16 protein-coding genes and 2 pseudogenes are annotated in these 17,635 nt (G+C 36.4%); 12 read left to right on the forward strand and 6 right to left on the reverse strand.

Features of this window, described 5'->3' with window-relative positions:
* The first annotated feature begins 205 nt into the window (after positions 1 to 205).
* Both ACG94X_RS09585 and ACG94X_RS09590 read left to right on the forward strand, forming a co-directional pair.
* A complete protein-coding gene (locus tag ACG94X_RS09585) occupies positions 206 to 907 on the forward strand; it encodes a DUF1003 domain-containing protein (protein WP_419383505.1) in 702 nt (233 codons plus the stop codon).
* Between the two features lie 84 nt (positions 908 to 991).
* Complete coding sequence (locus ACG94X_RS09590) at positions 992 to 1,351, forward strand: hypothetical protein (protein ID WP_419383506.1); 360 nt, start codon at positions 992 to 994, stop codon at positions 1,349 to 1,351.
* Positions 1,352 to 1,533: 182 nt separating this feature from the next.
* On the opposite strand, the gene ACG94X_RS09595 is transcribed toward ACG94X_RS09590, so the two are convergent.
* The gene (locus ACG94X_RS09595; RefSeq protein WP_419383507.1) at positions 1,534 to 2,799 is read right to left on the reverse strand and encodes a hypothetical protein; all 1,266 of its coding nucleotides are present in this window, start codon (positions 2,797 to 2,799) and stop codon (positions 1,534 to 1,536) included.
* A gap of 427 nt (positions 2,800 to 3,226) precedes the next feature.
* On the opposite strand from ACG94X_RS09595, the pseudogene ACG94X_RS09600 reads away from it, so the two are divergent.
* The 4 genes and pseudogenes from ACG94X_RS09600 to ACG94X_RS09615 form a co-directional block, all read left to right on the forward strand.
* Positions 3,227 to 3,421 (forward strand): annotated as a pseudogene (locus ACG94X_RS09600) (hypothetical protein); the annotation flags it as partial.
* Positions 3,422 to 3,712: 291 nt separating this feature from the next.
* The gene (locus ACG94X_RS09605; protein WP_419383508.1) at positions 3,713 to 5,032 is read left to right on the forward strand and encodes an NCS2 family permease; all 1,320 of its coding nucleotides are present in this window, start codon (positions 3,713 to 3,715) and stop codon (positions 5,030 to 5,032) included.
* An 82-nt stretch (positions 5,033 to 5,114) separates the two neighbouring features.
* On the forward strand, positions 5,115 to 6,116 hold the full coding sequence (locus tag ACG94X_RS09610) for an adenosine deaminase (RefSeq protein ID WP_419383509.1): 1,002 nt from the start codon (positions 5,115 to 5,117) through the stop codon (positions 6,114 to 6,116).
* Positions 6,117 to 6,264: 148 nt separating this feature from the next.
* Positions 6,265 to 6,627, forward strand: coding sequence for a hypothetical protein (locus ACG94X_RS09615; RefSeq protein ID WP_419383510.1), 363 nt, complete (start codon positions 6,265 to 6,267; stop codon positions 6,625 to 6,627).
* Between the two features lie 63 nt (positions 6,628 to 6,690).
* Here the strand turns inward: ACG94X_RS09615 and ACG94X_RS09620 are convergent, their stop codons facing one another.
* The gene (locus ACG94X_RS09620) at positions 6,691 to 7,248 is read right to left on the reverse strand and encodes a cytochrome b (protein ID WP_419383511.1); all 558 of its coding nucleotides are present in this window, start codon (positions 7,246 to 7,248) and stop codon (positions 6,691 to 6,693) included.
* Between the two features lie 230 nt (positions 7,249 to 7,478).
* On the opposite strand from ACG94X_RS09620, the gene ACG94X_RS09625 reads away from it, so the two are divergent.
* The gene (locus ACG94X_RS09625) at positions 7,479 to 7,856 is read left to right on the forward strand and encodes a hypothetical protein (protein WP_419383512.1); all 378 of its coding nucleotides are present in this window, start codon (positions 7,479 to 7,481) and stop codon (positions 7,854 to 7,856) included.
* 70 nt (positions 7,857 to 7,926) lie between these two features.
* A complete protein-coding gene (gene rnhB, locus ACG94X_RS09630; RefSeq protein WP_419383617.1) occupies positions 7,927 to 8,496 on the forward strand; it encodes a ribonuclease HII in 570 nt (189 codons plus the stop codon).
* Positions 8,497 to 8,575: 79 nt separating this feature from the next.
* Here the strand turns inward: rnhB and csrA are convergent, their stop codons facing one another.
* From csrA to ACG94X_RS09650, 4 genes are all read right to left on the reverse strand, one after another.
* Positions 8,576 to 8,836 (reverse strand): carbon storage regulator CsrA, encoded by a 261-nt coding sequence (csrA, locus tag ACG94X_RS09635; protein WP_419383513.1) that lies wholly within the window; start codon positions 8,834 to 8,836, stop codon positions 8,576 to 8,578.
* 236 nt (positions 8,837 to 9,072) lie between these two features.
* Complete coding sequence (locus tag ACG94X_RS09640) at positions 9,073 to 10,353, reverse strand: aspartate kinase (protein ID WP_419383514.1); 1,281 nt, start codon at positions 10,351 to 10,353, stop codon at positions 9,073 to 9,075.
* A 64-nt stretch (positions 10,354 to 10,417) separates the two neighbouring features.
* A complete protein-coding gene (alaS, locus tag ACG94X_RS09645) occupies positions 10,418 to 13,111 on the reverse strand; it encodes an alanine--tRNA ligase (protein WP_419383515.1) in 2,694 nt (897 codons plus the stop codon).
* A gap of 245 nt (positions 13,112 to 13,356) precedes the next feature.
* Positions 13,357 to 14,139 (reverse strand): PA3715 family protein, encoded by a 783-nt coding sequence (locus ACG94X_RS09650; RefSeq protein ID WP_419383516.1) that lies wholly within the window; start codon positions 14,137 to 14,139, stop codon positions 13,357 to 13,359.
* A 261-nt stretch (positions 14,140 to 14,400) separates the two neighbouring features.
* Between ACG94X_RS09650 and ACG94X_RS09655 the strand changes: the two genes are divergently transcribed.
* From ACG94X_RS09655 to ACG94X_RS09670, 4 genes and pseudogenes are all read left to right on the forward strand, one after another.
* Positions 14,401 to 15,426, forward strand: coding sequence for a type I glyceraldehyde-3-phosphate dehydrogenase (locus ACG94X_RS09655; RefSeq protein WP_419383517.1), 1,026 nt, complete (start codon positions 14,401 to 14,403; stop codon positions 15,424 to 15,426).
* A 131-nt stretch (positions 15,427 to 15,557) separates the two neighbouring features.
* The gene (locus tag ACG94X_RS09660) at positions 15,558 to 15,857 is read left to right on the forward strand and encodes a hypothetical protein (RefSeq protein WP_419383518.1); all 300 of its coding nucleotides are present in this window, start codon (positions 15,558 to 15,560) and stop codon (positions 15,855 to 15,857) included.
* Between the two features lie 435 nt (positions 15,858 to 16,292).
* Positions 16,293 to 17,213: a LysR family transcriptional regulator gene (locus ACG94X_RS09665; protein ID WP_419383519.1), complete on the forward strand. Its 921-nt coding sequence runs from the start codon at positions 16,293 to 16,295 to the stop codon at positions 17,211 to 17,213.
* Between the two features lie 242 nt (positions 17,214 to 17,455).
* Positions 17,456 to 17,596 (forward strand): annotated as a pseudogene (locus tag ACG94X_RS09670) (GGDEF domain-containing protein); the annotation flags it as partial.
* Positions 17,597 to 17,635: the final 39 nt, after the last annotated feature.

A 17,635-nucleotide genomic window follows, 5' to 3' on the forward strand; every position in this document is an offset into this window, starting at 1 on the left:
TCAAAGTTAAGATGATGGTATGACAATTTTATATACTCCATAAACCCTTTAAATTAATTAGGTGGTTTATGTCGCACTTCAAGTTTTACTCTGCCCTCCATAAAGTCGATATTTATAATACAAGGTGAAAAATTTGACATTCGTTTGAAATTTATTCAATGATGTTAGTCTCGTAATTTTATAATTATTATAAAGGTGAGCGACCATGAGTGAAAAAAATGAATGTCGTGAGTGTCTAGTCTGTGGGAAAAAATTCTCCACTAGAAATCTCATTCCGATGGGTGCAATAAGAAAAGTTATTACAGAAGAAATTTCACATGATTTTCCAGCGTGGTTACCCCAGAACTTTATTTGCCAAGCCGATTTAACTAAGTATCGCATTCAGTATGTTCATTCGCTGTTAAAATCAGAGAAAGGCGAAGTCACTGACCTTGAGTTTGAAGTTATAAAAAGCATGGAGCAGCATGAGCTCATCACAAGAAATGTTGAAAACAAACTAGATCAGCATTGGACTTTAGGGGAAAGACTTGCAGACAAAATAGCGACTTTTGGTGGTAGTTGGTCTTTTCTAATTTGTTTTGCTATTTTTATAGCAATTTGGATTGTTGTAAATACTGTGGTAATGATTACACATCCTGCCGATCCGTACCCGTTTATTTTATTGAATTTGATATTATCTTGTTTAGCAGCCATTCAAGCCCCAGTTATTATGATGAGCCAAAATAGACAGGAAGCAAAAGATAGATTGCGTTCACAAAATGATTATAAAATTAATTTAAAAGCTGAGTTGGAAATCCAACATTTAGATGAAAAATTAGATCATCTTTTAATGCATCAATGGGAGAGGTTAACTCAAATACAAGAAATTCAACTAGATTTATTATCTGAAATGAGCAAGAAGTCTTAAAAAGGCTTTTCATTTTTCACAGTGCTCAATGTAGAAATAGAACCATGTTTTCATAATTATAAAAATGGGGCACATGCAGGTTTTATGTTACACATGATAGATGCGCATCAAAGTCAGCAAGACGTTGATGATCTGGAGGATTCACTTGAAATTCAAAAAGGGGCAGGCAACTTTAAAAAATTATTGGTTTATACACTTGGTGGAACTAAGGATGGTGTCAAAGTTATCCCGCTTGCAGAAGTTGCTGCCAAGGATGAATTTTATAGTATTAAAATTGCCAGTCGTGATGATCAACTTGCAGGGCATCGCATACCACCTCAACTTATTGGAGTCGTTCCTCAAAATAGAGGTGGTTTTGGTGATGTCGAAAAGGCAGCTAAAGTTTTTATTATAATGAGATTGTGTATTACCAAAATCTGCTTAAACAAATTAATGAAAGGTTAGGGGTAGAGGTTATAAAATTTAAAGAATATGAGCTTTTAGCTACTCAGGAATAAGTCAGAATTAAAAAATATATATAATAAAAAAAAGCCCAACATCCTGTTGGGCTTTTTTATTGTCTCGATTTTCGATCAAGCTCAGTTTTCTCGAACAAACTTAGGATCAATAATTAAAAGCTTGATGAGTTAATGTACTGTTAATAAGTGCATAGGTAATCCATGATTTTGATTTGAATGAGGTACAGGTGTCAATGTACCAAGTGTATCCATTGTAAATTCTTGGGTTTTATCTAAAGCTGTAATAAATCCTGATTTGCCATCAGGATTGATGGAAAAAGTTGCCCGTGTTTGAGTGCTTGGGGAGCTGGTATCATTAAAATTGTCCCAAGTTGTAGCTATTGAATAAGATCGGAAAGTTCCATCATCTTTTAAATTGAATTGCATAATTTGGGTTACATCAGCGACATAAATTTTATTACGAGTTTCGTCAATCTCAAAAGCATTTAGATTGAGACCAAAGTTCTTACTAGCTGATACTAATTCAAATTTACCTGCTGAATCTTGCTGTAAAAGCAATACTCGATCATTCATTGCAAAATAAACGCGGCCTTGCTTGCTGACCTGTAAATTATGGCTATATGGCTTTAGATATTCTTGAATTGGGTATGTGTATGAATTTACCTTCTGAATAATACCCACATTCAAATTTCGAGAATCGTATTGATACAAGTAGCCTGTATCATCTATCGCATATAAATAGTTATTTACAGTATCATTTTTAATTTCAATAATATTTTTATTGAGTTCAGGAAAATCTGAAGTTTTATAGGTGGACTGCCATTTGAGCTGACCATCAGCTAAAATTTTATATATGGTAAATTCTTTATTGGCGAATGTTGTGAGTGTTTGACTTGTTTGATCGATACTTAATGTTGAAGTCGCACTGTTAAGGTTCACAGGTATAGATGGCAATTTACTGGTGACACCATTTTGATTGATTTTATAGCCATAAAGATAACCATCACCATGGTTAACATAAGCATAAACTGTACCGTTTTCAGCATTAAATAGATTTAATGAGTTTACTTTTGCATTAGGTAATGTATCAATGATTTGCGTGTTGGCAAGATTTAAACTTCCATTTGAATTCAACGGTGTTCTTTGTAATAGCGTTGGTTGTGGTACTTCATTTGCTTTATAATTTGTATTGGTGAAATAACTATATGCGTAACGAGTTACATCGGTATTAGGAGTAGGAGGAGTAGTCGTTGAGGTATCAGTCTTCGGAGGTGTTGTGTTTGAAGAGTGGTCTGATGATCCACCAGCACAAGCAATGAGCATAGAAGATAATATACATAGAGTAGTTAATTTTAAATTTAGTACCATAAAAATATTTCCAAATAAGATTTTTTTCAATTTTAAAGTAAAGTTAATATTTTCTAAAATTAGCATAATAGACCTTATACAAAAGCAAAAATGGGAGATTTAGGCTCCCATTTTTTACTAATCTTTTTAAACTTTAAGTATAATTAACCTTCTCACTGTAAACTTAAAGAGCTTTCAATTTCAACAGTTTTTTCCAACTTTCTAGTTTTGTTAAACCACCGACATAACATTTAATATGCGGATAATTTTCTGCCTGATTTAATGTATAGATTAGACTATTAATGCGAAGCCCATCATAAAATCCGCACTAGTTAAACGATTTTCAATAAAGTATTGTTTATCTTCTAAATAGTCATTTACAAACTTAAATATTTTTAACAAGTAGGGTGCCATTATCGAACTTTCGGTAAATGAATCCATTGTAAATAATCGGCATAATTTGATTCACCAATATCAGGTGCTAACTGAGGCGCTAATTTTAACTTTGCAATCTTTGTGCAACAAAGCCGTACATCATTGTAGTTATAAACAAGGGAAGAAACAAAAACAGATATTACAAAAATACATAGAGCTATTTTATAATTGGCAGAGAATTCAAAAAGGGTTGGATTTTAAAACACCAAATCAAAGGGCAGAGGATTTTTACAAGTTAGTTGCCGAGAATTTCCCAAGTAGAAGTTTCCTGTAATTTATGTATACATCAATTAAAATTGTAACTCAAAAAGTTGAATGAACTGGCTGATAAAATTATCTGAACTATATGTTATAATTTCTAACTTGTAATCGATAAAGACCGTTTATGAAACGTTCTGAATATAAAGCTGCCTAACCGCAGCTTTTTTAATTGATCTTGTTTTTATCGGAAATATGACTTTGGTACGTTTATTGAATGTTATAAACAGGCTAAATTTGCACGGCAATATATTTTAAATGAATTTATTTTATCAACGAATAGCTCAAATCTGACAGGGGCTCAACAATGACAAATCCAAATCCTTCAACGGGTTTGCTCGAACGCTTATTTAAACTAAGCGAAAACAATACGACGTTTAGAACTGAAGTATTGGCAGGTTTAACGACATTTTTGACAATGTGTTACATCATTATTGTCAATCCTTTGATTCTTTCTGAAACAGGTATGGATCACGGTGCTGTATTTGTAGCGACCTGTCTTGCTGCTGCAATTGGCTGTTTAGTGATGGGGGTTATTGCAAATTATCCAATTGCACTTGCTCCTGGAATGGGTTTGAACGCTTATTTCACTTATTCAGTTTGTTTGGGGATGAAAGTGCCTTGGGAAACGGCATTAGCAGCTGTTTTTGTTTCGGGTTTAGTTTTTATTGCGATAAGCATGTTTAAAATCCGTGAAGCAATTGTCAATGCCATTCCGATGTCACTGAAGTTTGCAATTGGTGGTGGTATTGGTTTATTCCTTGCATTGGTTGCATTGAAAAATGCAGGCATCATTGTTGATAATCCTGCAACACTTGTTGGTTTAGGTGATTTGAAAGATCCTAAAGTGTTATTGGCTTTATTAGGCTTTTTGATGGTGGTAGTGATGCATCATTACCGTGTGCGTGGTGCAATTATTCTCAGTATTTTGGCAATTACAGTTCTGTCAACATTATTGGGCATTAACGAGTTTAAAGGTATTGTAGGTACAATTCCTTCAATTGCACCCACATTTATGCAAATGAACTTTGAAGGTTTATTCACTGCAAGTTTAATTGGTGTAATTTTCGTATTTTTTCTGGTTGATTTATTTGACTCTACAGGAACATTGGTCGGTGTTTCACATCGTGCAGGTTTACTGAAGGACGGTAAATTACCACGTCTGAAAAAAGCATTATTTGCCGATTCAACAGCGATTGTGGCAGGTGCTGCATTAGGTACATCATCGACAACGCCTTATATTGAATCTTCGGCGGGCGTTGCCGCAGGTGGTCGTACGGGTCTGACTGCTGTAGTCGTAGGTATACTCTTTATTGCCTGTTTATTCCTTGCACCATTGGCGCAATCTGTACCAGGATTCGCTACTGCACCTGCATTATTATTTGTTGGTGTGTTGATGATTCAAGGGATCACCAATATTGAATGGGATGATATTACAGAAGCTGTTCCAGCATTCTTAACGATCGTATTCATGCCATTTACGTATTCTATTGCAGATGGTATTGCCATGGGCTTTATCAGTTATGCATTGGTGAAATTATTCACAGGCAAGGCTGCAACTGTACCGTATATGGTATGGATTATTGCTGTGCTTTGGGTGATTAAATTCGCTGCATTTGGCGGATAATTTCTCCTGTTAGAAAAAGGGTGTAAACTCATGTTTACACCCTTTTTATTTTGTATTTTATGAAAATTTTTGAGGTAATAACATGAACAGAAATGAACTCATCCGCGCTCTACCAAAAGCAGAATTACATGTGCATATTGAAGGGACGTTTGAGCCAGAACTCATGTTTGCCATTGCACAGCGCAATAAAATTGACATTCCTTACAAGTCTGTTGAAGAAGTAAAACAAGCATATAACTTTCATAATTTACAGTCATTCCTCGACATCTATTATGCAGGGGCAAATGTTCTCATTCATGAACAGGATTTTTATGATCTTGCTTGGGCATATTTTGAGAAATGTGCAGAAGATAAAGTGGTGCATACCGAAATGTTCTTCGATCCGCAAACCCATACAGATCGCGGTGTGGCATTTACAACTGTGATCAATGGTTTGCAACAAGCGCGTGATGATGCACAGCAAAAGTTAGGTATTTCTTCACAATTGATTATGTGTTTCTTGCGCCATTTGAGCGAAGAGGCTGCTTTAGAAACATTGCAGCAGGCCTTGCCATTTAAAGATCAGATTATTGCTGTTGGCTTGGATTCAAGTGAAGTTGGACATCCTCCTTCAAAATTTGAACGTGTCTTTGCCAAAGCGCGTGAAGCTGGCTTTTTAGTTGTAGCTCACGCAGGCGAAGAAGGACCTGCAGAATATGTGTGGCAAGCGCTAGACTTATTAAAAGTTAATCGTATTGATCATGGTGTGCGTTCAGAAGAGGATCCTCAACTAATGCAGCGTTTGATTGCTGAAAAAATGCCTTTAACCGTGTGTCCATTGAGTAATTTGAAACTATGCGTCGTGGATGATATGGCACAACATAACATTCACCGTTTACTGCAACAAGGCGTGCATGTGACAGTTAATTCAGACGATCCATCTTATTTTGGTGGATATATGAATGATAATTTCTTTGCAATTGCCGATGCATTAGATTTGTCTAATGATGATTTGAAGAAATTGGCAAAGAACTCATTTGAGGCCTCTTTCATCAGTGATGCAGAAAAACAAAAATGGATTCAACAGATTGACGCCGTGGCTTAAATCACCACTTAACAGACTTCTTTCATGGCTTATTATATTTTTCTGACCTTCATTCAGAGAGATAAAAAGAGTTAAGCCCTTATGAAAGAAGTCTATTCTGAAATTTTAAGGAAAGCAGTGTAGTGATTGCTGCTTTCCTTAGAGGTGAATGATGAATTTATTAGCAAAAATATTGATGGTTTTTTGTAGTATGCAGTGTGTTACAGTCATGGCTGCAACAGTTCAAGAGCAGACGTGGACGCAGAAAGTATTTAAGCCTTTGATTGCGCTACAATGTGCTAATGAGCTGAAATCATCAAAAATATGGCAAGCCTCTTCATTCTTTTTCAGTGCAGAACAGCAACAGAAAGCGCAGCAAAATATTTGTGGATGTGTTAGTGATAATGCTTTGAATGATGTGTCTACAAAAGAATTATTATTGGCTTCGGTGAATGAAACAGCAAAAAATAAATTAATAAGCCATGCGATATCGAGCAGCCTGAAAGGTTGCGCGCAGGAAGCTTTGAAATAATTACATAACCAAGCAGTTTTAAGCAATAAAGCACATCATTGGATGCACTTTATTGTATATATCTTATTTTCCTTGACGTGTCATGCTACGTAAAACATTGTCTTTATCTATAAAATGGTGTTTTAAAGCGGCAAGAATATGACCAATCAATAAAAGACCTGCTGCCCAAGAAAGATAGATATGCAATGGTTTTACGATATAAAGCAGGTCGTCATTGGCTTCAACTAAGCGCGGAATTTCAAAAAGATAGAGTACAGGTGCAGGATGTCCAGCACTCCAACTAAATAAACAGCCTGTAATCGGTAATGCAAGTAACATGAAATACAATGCAAGATGACCCATATGAGCGAAGGATTTCATCATCGGTGACATGCTATCGGGGAGTTTTGGAACAGGATGGGTATAACGCCAAAAAATTCGAATAATCACAAGAAAGATGATGACCGTTGCAATATTCTTATGCAAGGTAATAACAGATCCTTTAAAGCTACCATCAACTTCGTAGCTTAAAAAATTGCCACTATAAAATCCGATAGCATAAGCTACAATAAAAATGATCGCCATAATCCAATGCAACCATTGAGCTGTTCTTGTGTAGTAAGGAGATTGACTTTGTTCCATGTGGATCTCTAGATGCTGTTTGCAATAATTGAGTAATAATAGACATTTTTTTATGAAAGTGCAGCCTCATAATTTCAACGTATTGTTTTAATATTGAAACGCTGTTTATAAATGTAGAATAATTAAACATTAAGCTTAAAATTACATGGATGCTAAATTTTTTTATATCTTCTGAATGAGGCTTTAGGCAGAATAACGGCACTTATTTATTTAGAAAAAAAGGAAATACCGTGAAAAAATTGATTGCTGTACTTGCTCCATTCGTCCTTGTTCTTTCTGCTTGTGCGACTACGGATTCAACGGGTACCGGTGCAATGCAAACCACTTCGCAGTTAGGGAATGTTGCACTTAAAATTGCGATTAATGCAAAATGTACCACAGAGTTAGGTAATTTACCTGCTTGGAAAACTGCAACAAAAGTAATGACTGCTGACCAAAAAACCAATGTGCAAGGCCAAATTTGTGGTTGTGTAAGTGAAAAAGCACCACAAAATGTAACAGCAGTTGATTTAGCGGCTGCAGCGATAGATCCACAAGCACGCGTAGCGATTGTGTCAAATGTTGTGACAAAAACAATTAATGCCTGTGTTGCAGAAGCTGTAAAATAATACAGTTATAATCCGTGCTAAAATGTAAAAAGGCTGACTTGTTCAGTCTTTTTTTATGATAGGAATGAAAATGTTAATTGCTGGTGTAGATGAGGCGGGCAGAGGCCCATTGGTTGGTTCAGTGGTCGCTGCTGCCGTAATTTTAGATCCTCTTAATCCGATAGAAGGATTAGATGATTCAAAAAAATTGACCGAAAAAAAGCGTGAAAAGTTATATACAGAGATTAAAGAAAAAGCTTTAGCGTGGGCAATTGCCGAGGCAACGCACGAAGAAATAGACCAAATTAATATATTACAAGCTTCGTTATTGGCAATGCGTCGTGCTGTAGAAGCATTGAAAACTCAACCAGAGCATGTCTTGGTCGATGGCAATAAAATTCCACAAGGTTTAACGATGAGCTGTGATGCTGTTGTCGGTGGTGATGCTCTACATGCTGAAATTTCAGCAGCAAGTATTCTGGCTAAAGTAACCCGTGATCGTGAAATGGTTGATTTAGATTTGAAATATCCACAATATGGTTTTGCTAAACATAAAGGTTATCCAACAAAGGCTCATTTTCAAGCGATTGAAGAACATGGTGTGGTTGATCAACATCGTCGTAGCTATGCACCCGTAAAAAAGGCATTGGGTATCAAATAGTATTTTATTTTAAATTATTGAATTATATAAATTTAAAGCGGCCTATTAAGCCGCTTTATTTTACAAAATATCTAAAATCTTATCGATTATAGTTATTTTGCGCAGCAGCAGTATTATCTTCTTCAAAAGAAGGTTGATAATCTTGATCTATGTGTTGAAGATGTTCGTGCATTGCGCGTTCATGTTGAATTCGTTGATAGATTTCTTCACGATGAACAGACACTTCTTTTGGTGCATTTACACCAATACGAACTTGATTACCTTTGACACCAAGCACAGTTACACTGACTTGATCCCCAATCATTAATGTTTCTCCGACACGACGGGTCAGAATCAGCATGTTTATCTCCTTGCCTAAACGCTAAACCTGCAATGAATTTCTAAAAGAAAGACAACCTCGATAGCAGACACAATTTTAACAGAATAATGTGACAAGTTTTTCACTTTTATACATTCTGCTGAAATTATTCTTAAACTAGATGATCTAATATAACAGAGCCACTATGGTAAAAACTATAGTGGCTCTATTAATTTATCACTTGTTAGCGTGAAATATTTAATTAAATTGTTTGAATATTATGCACGTACGCTTGATTCACCATGTTCACGGTCTAAACCGAATGCTGTGTGAAGTGTGCGAACTGCGAGTTCTAGATAATTTTCTTCAATAATCACTGAAATTTTAATTTCAGACGTTGAAATCATGAGAATGTTGATGCCTTCACTCGCTAGAGCAGTGAACATCTTGCTTGCGACACCTGCATGAGAGCGCATACCTACACCCACGATAGATACTTTGACAATATCATCACGAGTTGCAACTTCACGTGCACCAATCTTTTGTGCTGTATCTTCAAGAATAGCTTTGGCTTTTTTTAATTCACTACGGTTTACAGTAAATGTGAAGTCAGTTGTACCATCTTCTTCAACATTTTGGATAATCATATCCACTTCGATGTTTGCATCGCCAATAGGGCATAAGATTTTAGCTGCAATACCTGGTTCGTCAGGTACACCTAAAATAGTCAATTTTGCTTCGTCACGATTGAACGCAATACCCGAAATTATAGGATTTTCCATGTTATCTTCCGCTTCTGTAGTGATTAGTGTCCCGACATTTTGTTTGAAATCTTCGTCGAATGCGCCATCATTGTCATTGTCAAAACTGGATAATACGCGTAAAGGCACTTGGTATTTTCCTGCGAATTCAACTGAACGAATTTGCAGAACTTTTGAACCAAGAGATGCCATTTCAAGCATTTCTTCAAAAGAAATGCGATCAACTTTTTTCGCTTTTGGCGCAACACGTGGATCTGTTGTATAGACACCATCAACATCTGTATAAATCTGACATTCATCTGCTTTAAGAGCAGCAGCGAGTGCAACACCTGAGGTATCTGAACCACCACGACCTAAAGTCGTTGTGTTACCTTCTGCATCAAAACCTTGGAAACCTGCAACAACAATCACATGGCCTGCATCAAGATGACCTGTCATGACATCAGTATCAATCGATTCAATACGTGCTTTATTGAATGCGCTGTCAGTTTTAATACCAACTTGACGCCCAGTCAATGAGGTTGCATTTACACCAATCGAATTGAGTCCCATTGCTAACATAGAAATCGTTACCTGTTCACCCGTAGACACCATCTGGTCTAGCTCACGAGGGTCAGGGGTTTCGGTAATGGCTTTCGCTAAAGCCAATAAGCGGTTGGTTTCACCACTCATTGCTGATACAACCACCACAATTTTGTGTCCGTGATCATGCCAACGCTTTACACGACGAGCAACATTTAAAATGCGCTCAGGAGTACCCATTGAAGTACCGCCATATTTTTGAACGATTAATGCCATAGTTGTTCCATTTTAAGCCATGACTCTGAATTGGCTTCAGAGTCTTTACACAAAAGGTGAAGTATTATTTTGCTTCAAGCCATGCAGTTAAACCTGCAATAACTGAATCAAGCTTCTCGTTAAGTGGCGCGCCACCTTGTGCTAAATCAGGTTTACCACCACCTTTACCACCTAGCTCAGTTGCTAAATGTTTGATGATGTCACCTGCTTTGATTTTTGCAGTAAAGTCGCTTGCAACCGATGCAATTAGACTGACTTTGTCAGCATCTACACCTGCAAGTACGATTACTGCATGATCAAGTTTGGATTTGACACTGTCGTGAAGATGACGAAGTGATTTCGCATCTTGACCTTGTACAGTAGCAATCAATGTCTGGCGATCTGCAACATTCTGAACCTGACCCATCAGATCTGACGCTTGGAAGTTCGCCAGCTTTTGGTGCAATTGTTCAATTTGTTTTTGTAATTGATGAGCATGTTCTACAGTTGCTTGAATTTTTTCAACAGTATGATCTTTTTGAGCTTTGAGTAAGTCATTGATGTGTAAGATATCGGCATCAAACTTTTGTACAATTTCAAGTGCTTTTGTACCAGTAACAGCCTCAATACGACGTACACCTGCCGCTACACCACCTTCAGAAGTGATTTTGAATAGACCGATATCACCTGTACGTTTGACGTGAATACCACCACATAGCTCAATTGAGAAGTTTTTATCTTCTTTGATTGAACCCATAGACAGTACACGAACTTCATCGCCATATTTCTCACCGAACAACATCATTGCGCCTTTTTCTTTAGCAGCATCGATATCTAAAAGTTCAGTAGAAACAGCAGTATTGGCAATGACTTCAGCATTAACAATACGTTCAACTTGTTGCAGTTGTTCAAATGTCACAGGTTGGTCATTGGCAAAGTCAAAACGTAAAATGTCAGAAGCAACCAATGAACCTTTTTGTTGCACATGTTCGCCTAAAACTTGACGTAAAACCGCGTGTAGAAGGTGCGTCGCTGAGTGGTTACGTGCAGTTGCTTCACGAATGTCTGCTTTAACAATCGCTTCAACATTTTGAGTCGCTTTTAAGCTGCCCATTGTCACGATACCTTGGTGAACGAATGCACCACCAGATTTCTTAGTATCTTGTACTTCAAAAATACCTGTATCATTTTTGAAAAGACCTGTATCACCAATCTGACCACCGCTTTCTGCATAGAAAGGGGTTTGGTTCAGAACGATAAGCGCTTCATCGCCTTCAACGACTTCTTCAACTTGTTCGCCATCTTTATAGATCGCAACGATTTGACCTTGACCTTGAGTTGCGTCATAACCATCAAATTGAGTTTCACCTTCAACTTTAACAATGCTGTTGTAGTCGACAGCAAATTTACCTGCATCACGTGCGCGTTGGCGCTGTGCAGCCATTTCGACTTCAAAGCCAGCTTCGTCAATGGTTAAATCACGCTCACGTGCAATATCCGCTGTTAAGTCAGCAGGGAAGCCATAGGTATCGTAAAGTTTAAATACAACTGCACCAGGGATGACTGAACCTTTTAAGTTAGCAAGTTCACCTTCAAGTAGTTTTAAACCTTGCTCAAGTGTTTTAGCGAATTGTTCTTCTTCTTTTAGTAATAGTGCTTCAATACGAGTTTGATTTGCTGCCAGTTCTGGATAAGCAACACCCATCACATCAACAAGCGGTTGAAGCATTTTGTAGAAGAATGAACCTGTTGCACCGAGTTTATTACCATGGCGTACTGCACGACGAATAATACGACGTAATACATAGCCACGACCTTCATTCGATGGATTTACTCCATCGGCGATAAGGAAGCAGCAAGAACGCGCATGGTCAGCAACCACTTTAAGTGAAGCAGGGTATTGAATTGGAGTATTTTTTTCAGTAGCTTCAGCTTGAAGCGCTGTAGTATCTAAACCAATAATGTCGGCAGCAGATTTAAGTAAATTTTGGAACAAGTCAATTTCATAGTTTGAATTAACGTGTTGTAGTACAGCAGTAATACGTTCCAAGCCCATACCTGTATCTACAGATGGTGCAGGAAGGTTATGCAATACACCATCAGCAGTACGATTAAACTGCATGAAGACGTTATTCCAAATTTCGATGAAACGATCGCCATCTTCTTCTGGTGTGCCTGGTAAACCACCCCAAATGTGATCACCATGGTCAAAGAAAATTTCAGAACAAGGACCACATGGGCCAGTATCACCCATTGCCCAGAAGTTATCAGAAGCGTATTTTTCGCCTTTATTGTCACCAATACGGATAATACGATCTGCAGCTAAGCCAATTTCTTTGTTCCAAATGTCAAATGCTTCATCATCTGTATGATAAACAGTGGCATATAATTTATCTTTAGGCAGTGCTAACCATTCTTCACCAGTGAGGAAATTCCAAGCAAAGCGAATAGCATCACGTTTGAAATAATCACCGAAAGAGAAGTTACCTAACATTTCAAAGAATGTGTGGTGACGTGCTGTATAGCCCACGTTATCTAGGTCGTTGTGTTTGCCGCCTGCACGTACACATTTTTGTGATGTTGTTGCACGTACATAGTCACGTTTTTCTAGACCAAGAAAACAGTCTTTAAACTGATTCATACCAGCATTGGTAAACAGCAAAGTAGGGTCGTTGGCAGGTACAAGTGAACTCGACGCGACACGTGTATGTCCTTGCGATTCAAAGTAACGCAAAAAAGCTTCACGTATTTCAGCAGTTGTCATAAAACGAGTACTCACAACCAAGTCACTCCATAATTCTCATATTGGCTAAAAACGCACAGTTCAAGTCTGATTTGTATGCTTATTCTGTACATTGGCTTAATTTTTTAAAACGCCAAAGTATAACGGAAAAACACCGATGTACCAATGAATTTAAGGTGAATTGAGGGTTTTTATATACATTTTTAACTTTCGTCTAAATCAAGTTTGAATTGTATAAATTAAAAATAATGTACCTTTGTCATCATAAGATTTAGGCAATATTAAAAAGGATCGATTGCTAATAAATTATGATGCTGCAATTTATACGATTGACCATTAAACTGAATAATCTGTTGTTGCTTATATTGTTTGGTTAAAGATTTACAGGTTTTGTAATCTGTTATTGTTTGGTTTTTAGTCTCTTTGAGCACAATGTCTTGAAGACCATGATTGGTTTTATTTGAAAGAATTAAAATACGTCTAACCTCAGAGCTCGTATTATTACCTGCACAATTTCCAATTCTTTCATAGCCACTTTCATTGGTATCAATACCTGCAAAAACTTGTTTGATTGGTTGTTTAGGCTCAACTTTAAACAAAGCAAGATTGTTGTGACTATAGGTAAAACCGCCTTGGTGTGAGGATGATGTTTCTAAGCCAATCACATCTATATTCGGCAATGTTGAAAATCGTGTGTTATGGAGTTTTGCGCCATCGTAATGATCTGCATCTGAATAAAAAGTTTCGGGTGCTTTATATTTTTGTAGAATTTTACCTTGGGTCGAATCAATTAAATATAAATTGAGATCATGTTCCATATCATCATAAGCTGTAAAAGCTATAGGCTGGCTGATCGCGAGAAGATGGATTTTTTGTTCTGAATCTAAATTGATACAGCTTTTATACGTTTTAGCATCACTGTCTGAAAATTGATGATTGACCAATTTAAATTGTTGAATTAAAGAAGTTTGTAATTGTTCTGAACAGCTTTGGTAGGGGGTTGCAAAACTATTTCCTGCAATCAAAACCAGTGCAGTATTCAGTAAAATTTGCGATGTTTTCATGTTCAACCTTTTAAATTATAAAATCGAATTAAATTCCAGAGTCTAAAAATTCAACTGTTCAAAAATGATATTTTTACATCAGATATTCATAATATGGTTTTGTTCTTTGACTGAGAGGAGCACATTTCTTTTTATCCTCACGACGTTGGAAAGTTATTTTTGAGAAATTTTTATTACAAAATAAAGCATATTCTAACAGTAGCCTCTATAAATCTTATAACATATACGGCATAAAGTAGTTTTGCTGTAAAAGGACATCTGATGCAACGTGTGGCAATAAATGGATTTGGGCGAATCGGACGGAATGTATTACGAGCTTGGTTCGAAAATCCGAAAAACTTTCATTTTGAAATTGTTGCTATTAACGATATTGCCGATGTTGAAACACTCGTACATTTATTTAAATACGATACCACGCATGGTCGTTTTGATGGTGCAGTCAATATTGTTCAGGAAAATGACCAAATTTATATGACGATTGATGCACGTCAAACTCAGCTTAAAGTACAAGTTTTAAGACAAGCTGAGCCTGAAAAACTGCCTTGGCAAGCGCTTAATATAGATGTGGTTTTAGAATGTACAGGCTTATTCCGTTCAAGAATGGCTGCGACTAAACATCTTACAACAGGGGCGAAACGAGTCATTATTGGCGCAGCACCGTTTGATACAGTTGATGCTGCCATTGTTTATGGTGTGAATCATCATGAATTAAAAAGTTCCGATCAGATTATTTCCAGTGTGTCATGTACCACGCAGGCTTTAGTGCCATTGGTTAAAATTATTGACGATGCTTTTGGGATAGATACGGCATTAATGACCGAAATTCATGCAGTAACAGCAGATCAATCGGTTCTAGATCATGCACATCGTGATTTACGACGTGCAAGAGCGTCTGGGCAAAATATCATTCCAACAACATCTTCGGCTCTCGGTGCATTAAAACAAGTCATGCCTAAGATGGAAAATCGTATAGACGGATACTCAATTCGTGTTCCGACCATAAACGTGGCTGCAATTGATTTAACCTTTATTTCTAAATCACCCATTACCAGTCATTCTATTAATCAAACACTGATACAGGCTGCAAAATACGATTATGCCGAAATCATGTCTGTAACAGATGAGGCGTTGGTTTCAAGTGATTTTAATCATTCGCCATATTCGCTTATTGTCGATTTAGCGCAGACTATGGTGGTGGGGCATCAAGCTAAGGTTTTTGCTTGGTATGATAATGAGTGGGGATATGCAAATCGTTTACTCGATTTGTGTGAGCTGTTTAACTCATAATAAACTAGTTTTTAATCATATATTTTTAAATAGGATTAAACTCAGTTCATTTTAATTCAGCCATTGTTTGATATAAAAAAGTTTCTTTTGGTTCGTGGTTTTTAGCGTGTAATTTTAAGGGGAAAAATAAGATGATATTTATGATTACAGGAATAGTGATTCTTTATTTTGCTGTGATGTTTTTGATCTGGCAAATGGGTAAAATGACTAAGGAAAATCAAGAATTTTTAATCATTCAAAGTGAACAAGAACAGCATATTAATGCACAAGAAGAACATCTCAAGCAAACTTTACATATTATGCAAGATTTAGCGAAAAAGATGCATATACAACAAGAAGTGCTTGATAAAACCACTGCGCGTATGGCGCAAGTTGAAATTCAAAATGTTGAATTGGTTCGTTTGTTGCATCAAAATTTTTCAGATAAATAAGCCATTATTTTTAAAAGAGATGCAGCTATATTCTATTTAAAGCGTATCTCGAATCCTCTTAAAGCAATCTGAATCACTACGGTTGCTCATACGGCTAGATAAATAAAGAACAAGTAAGTTGCGAAAAAAAGCCTCCACGAATGGGGGGCGCTGATTAACTGATGACACGATTTTATTTTCATTATTCTATCATTTATTTAGACTGCTTTAAACTTTTTATGAATATCAAAAGCTATATCTATAAAACTTTCTAAGCGTGATTTGAATTCATTTCACTAGGTAATAATCAAATATTATTCATGTTTAGTCAAGTTCATTAATTTCATGTTATAGTGAATTTTATTCATGACATTAAAGTTATGAAGCATATTAAGTACTTTAATATGCATTAATTTTCTCTTATTTACGATTGAATCGATCATGGAATAGATTTCAATGTTAGAAATCCGTCACCTAAAGACTTTAACTGCCTTGCGTGAACATGGTTCACTTGTTGCAGCAGCCAATGACTTGTGTTTAACACCATCTGCTATTTCCCATCAACTCAAAGAATTAGATCATTGGTATGGTGTAGAAGTTGTTAATCGCCGTAATCGTCCTGTTACTTTTTCCAATGTCGGTCAGCGACTGTTAAAACTTGCAGATGATGTTTTGCCGCAGATTCAGATTACACAATCGGACATCACCCGTATTGTGCATGGGCAAACAGGGCGCATTATATTTTCATCAGAATGCCACAGTTGCTTTGATTGGTTAATGCCTTTGCTAAACCAATATCGTCAGCAATACCCAGATGTAGATCTAGACTTTGCTTCTGGTTTTGAATCGAATCCGCATGAACTATTGCAGAATGCAGAATTTGATTTACTGATTACCGCTGACCCAATTGCATTAAAAGGTATTGAATATTTCCCAATTTTTGAATATGAATCACGTTTAGTATTGTCCAATACTCATCCGTTGGTACGTACGGAAAGTGTCACGATTCAAGAACTTGCAGAAGAGACGTTGATTACTTATCCTGTAGATAAGCATCGCCTAGATATCATGGCGAAATTGTTTATTCCTGCCAATATTTTACCCAAACATATTCGTACAACAGATTTAACCCAAATGCTTATCCAATTGGTTGCAAGTGGTCGTGGAATAGGGGCTTTACCTGATTGGGTTGTGTATGAGTATGAACAAAAAGGTTGGGTGACGTCTCGCCGTTTAGATTGTGTATCACCGCAAGGTCTGCGCCGTACATTGTATGCAGGCTATCGTGTGGAAGAAAAAGAGAAAAGTTATTTTGAAGGGTTTTTAAAGCAACTTGGTAAATTTTCACAGAAGCGTAATCATTATTACCAACAGTAATGTTTGGATTTTCATGTAGTGTAGAAGTAACTTTTATCGACCTATTTTTAGAAAGGCTAGGAAATTTTAAATAGATATTTTGAGTAAAAAGTGTCTCGTTTTTTAGGACTATGATACAGACATTTCATAGTTTTAGTAATTTCCTTTAAATGTGAGTCATTTTAATATGTCGGTATTCAAGTTATTATTGTGCATTAATTTAAGCTTTATATGAAAGCCATACATCAATGCATAATTGAGTTGTAAATTTAATAAAGGGTGCAAGTGTTGGCTTGGCTTTATTTCCAGAGGATGGCTTAGAACTGAATAAATTGATTGAATTTGTAGATTTAAAAATGTATGGGAATAAGAGAGTTCGAAAAGATTTAAATCTCAAAATATGAGATATTAAAAATATAATTAGCAATTATGTTTAAATAAAG

It is taken from the genome of Acinetobacter psychrotolerans (assembly GCF_048552595.1).
Classification (GTDB): Bacteria; Pseudomonadota; Gammaproteobacteria; order Pseudomonadales; family Moraxellaceae; genus Acinetobacter.

Bases quoted from the DNA above. Each gene is read 5' to 3' on its own strand.
- ACG94X_RS09640 (WP_419383514.1), bottom strand. From the start codon at position 10,353: ATGGCATTAATCGTTCAAAAATATGGCGGTACTTCAATGGGTACTCCT.
- ACG94X_RS09620 (WP_419383511.1), bottom strand. From the start codon at position 7,248: ATGGAACAAAGTCAATCTCCTTACTACACAAGAACAGCTCAATGGTTG.
- ACG94X_RS09615 (WP_419383510.1), top strand. From the start codon at position 6,265: ATGATGAATTTATTAGCAAAAATATTGATGGTTTTTTGTAGTATGCAG.
- ACG94X_RS09595 (WP_419383507.1), bottom strand. From the start codon at position 2,799: ATGCTAATTTTAGAAAATATTAACTTTACTTTAAAATTGAAAAAAATC.
- ACG94X_RS09585 (WP_419383505.1), top strand. From the start codon at position 206: ATGAGTGAAAAAAATGAATGTCGTGAGTGTCTAGTCTGTGGGAAAAAA.
- ACG94X_RS09610 (WP_419383509.1), top strand. From the start codon at position 5,115: ATGAACAGAAATGAACTCATCCGCGCTCTACCAAAAGCAGAATTACAT.
- rnhB (WP_419383617.1), top strand. From the start codon at position 7,927: ATGTTAATTGCTGGTGTAGATGAGGCGGGCAGAGGCCCATTGGTTGGT.
- ACG94X_RS09655 (WP_419383517.1), top strand. From the start codon at position 14,401: ATGCAACGTGTGGCAATAAATGGATTTGGGCGAATCGGACGGAATGTA.
- ACG94X_RS09665 (WP_419383519.1), top strand. From the start codon at position 16,293: ATGTTAGAAATCCGTCACCTAAAGACTTTAACTGCCTTGCGTGAACAT.
- csrA (WP_419383513.1), bottom strand. From the start codon at position 8,836: ATGCTGATTCTGACCCGTCGTGTCGGAGAAACATTAATGATTGGGGAT.
- ACG94X_RS09605 (WP_419383508.1), top strand. From the start codon at position 3,713: ATGACAAATCCAAATCCTTCAACGGGTTTGCTCGAACGCTTATTTAAA.
- ACG94X_RS09590 (WP_419383506.1), top strand. From the start codon at position 992: ATGTTACACATGATAGATGCGCATCAAAGTCAGCAAGACGTTGATGAT.
- ACG94X_RS09650 (WP_419383516.1), bottom strand. From the start codon at position 14,139: ATGAAAACATCGCAAATTTTACTGAATACTGCACTGGTTTTGATTGCA.
- ACG94X_RS09660 (WP_419383518.1), top strand. From the start codon at position 15,558: ATGATATTTATGATTACAGGAATAGTGATTCTTTATTTTGCTGTGATG.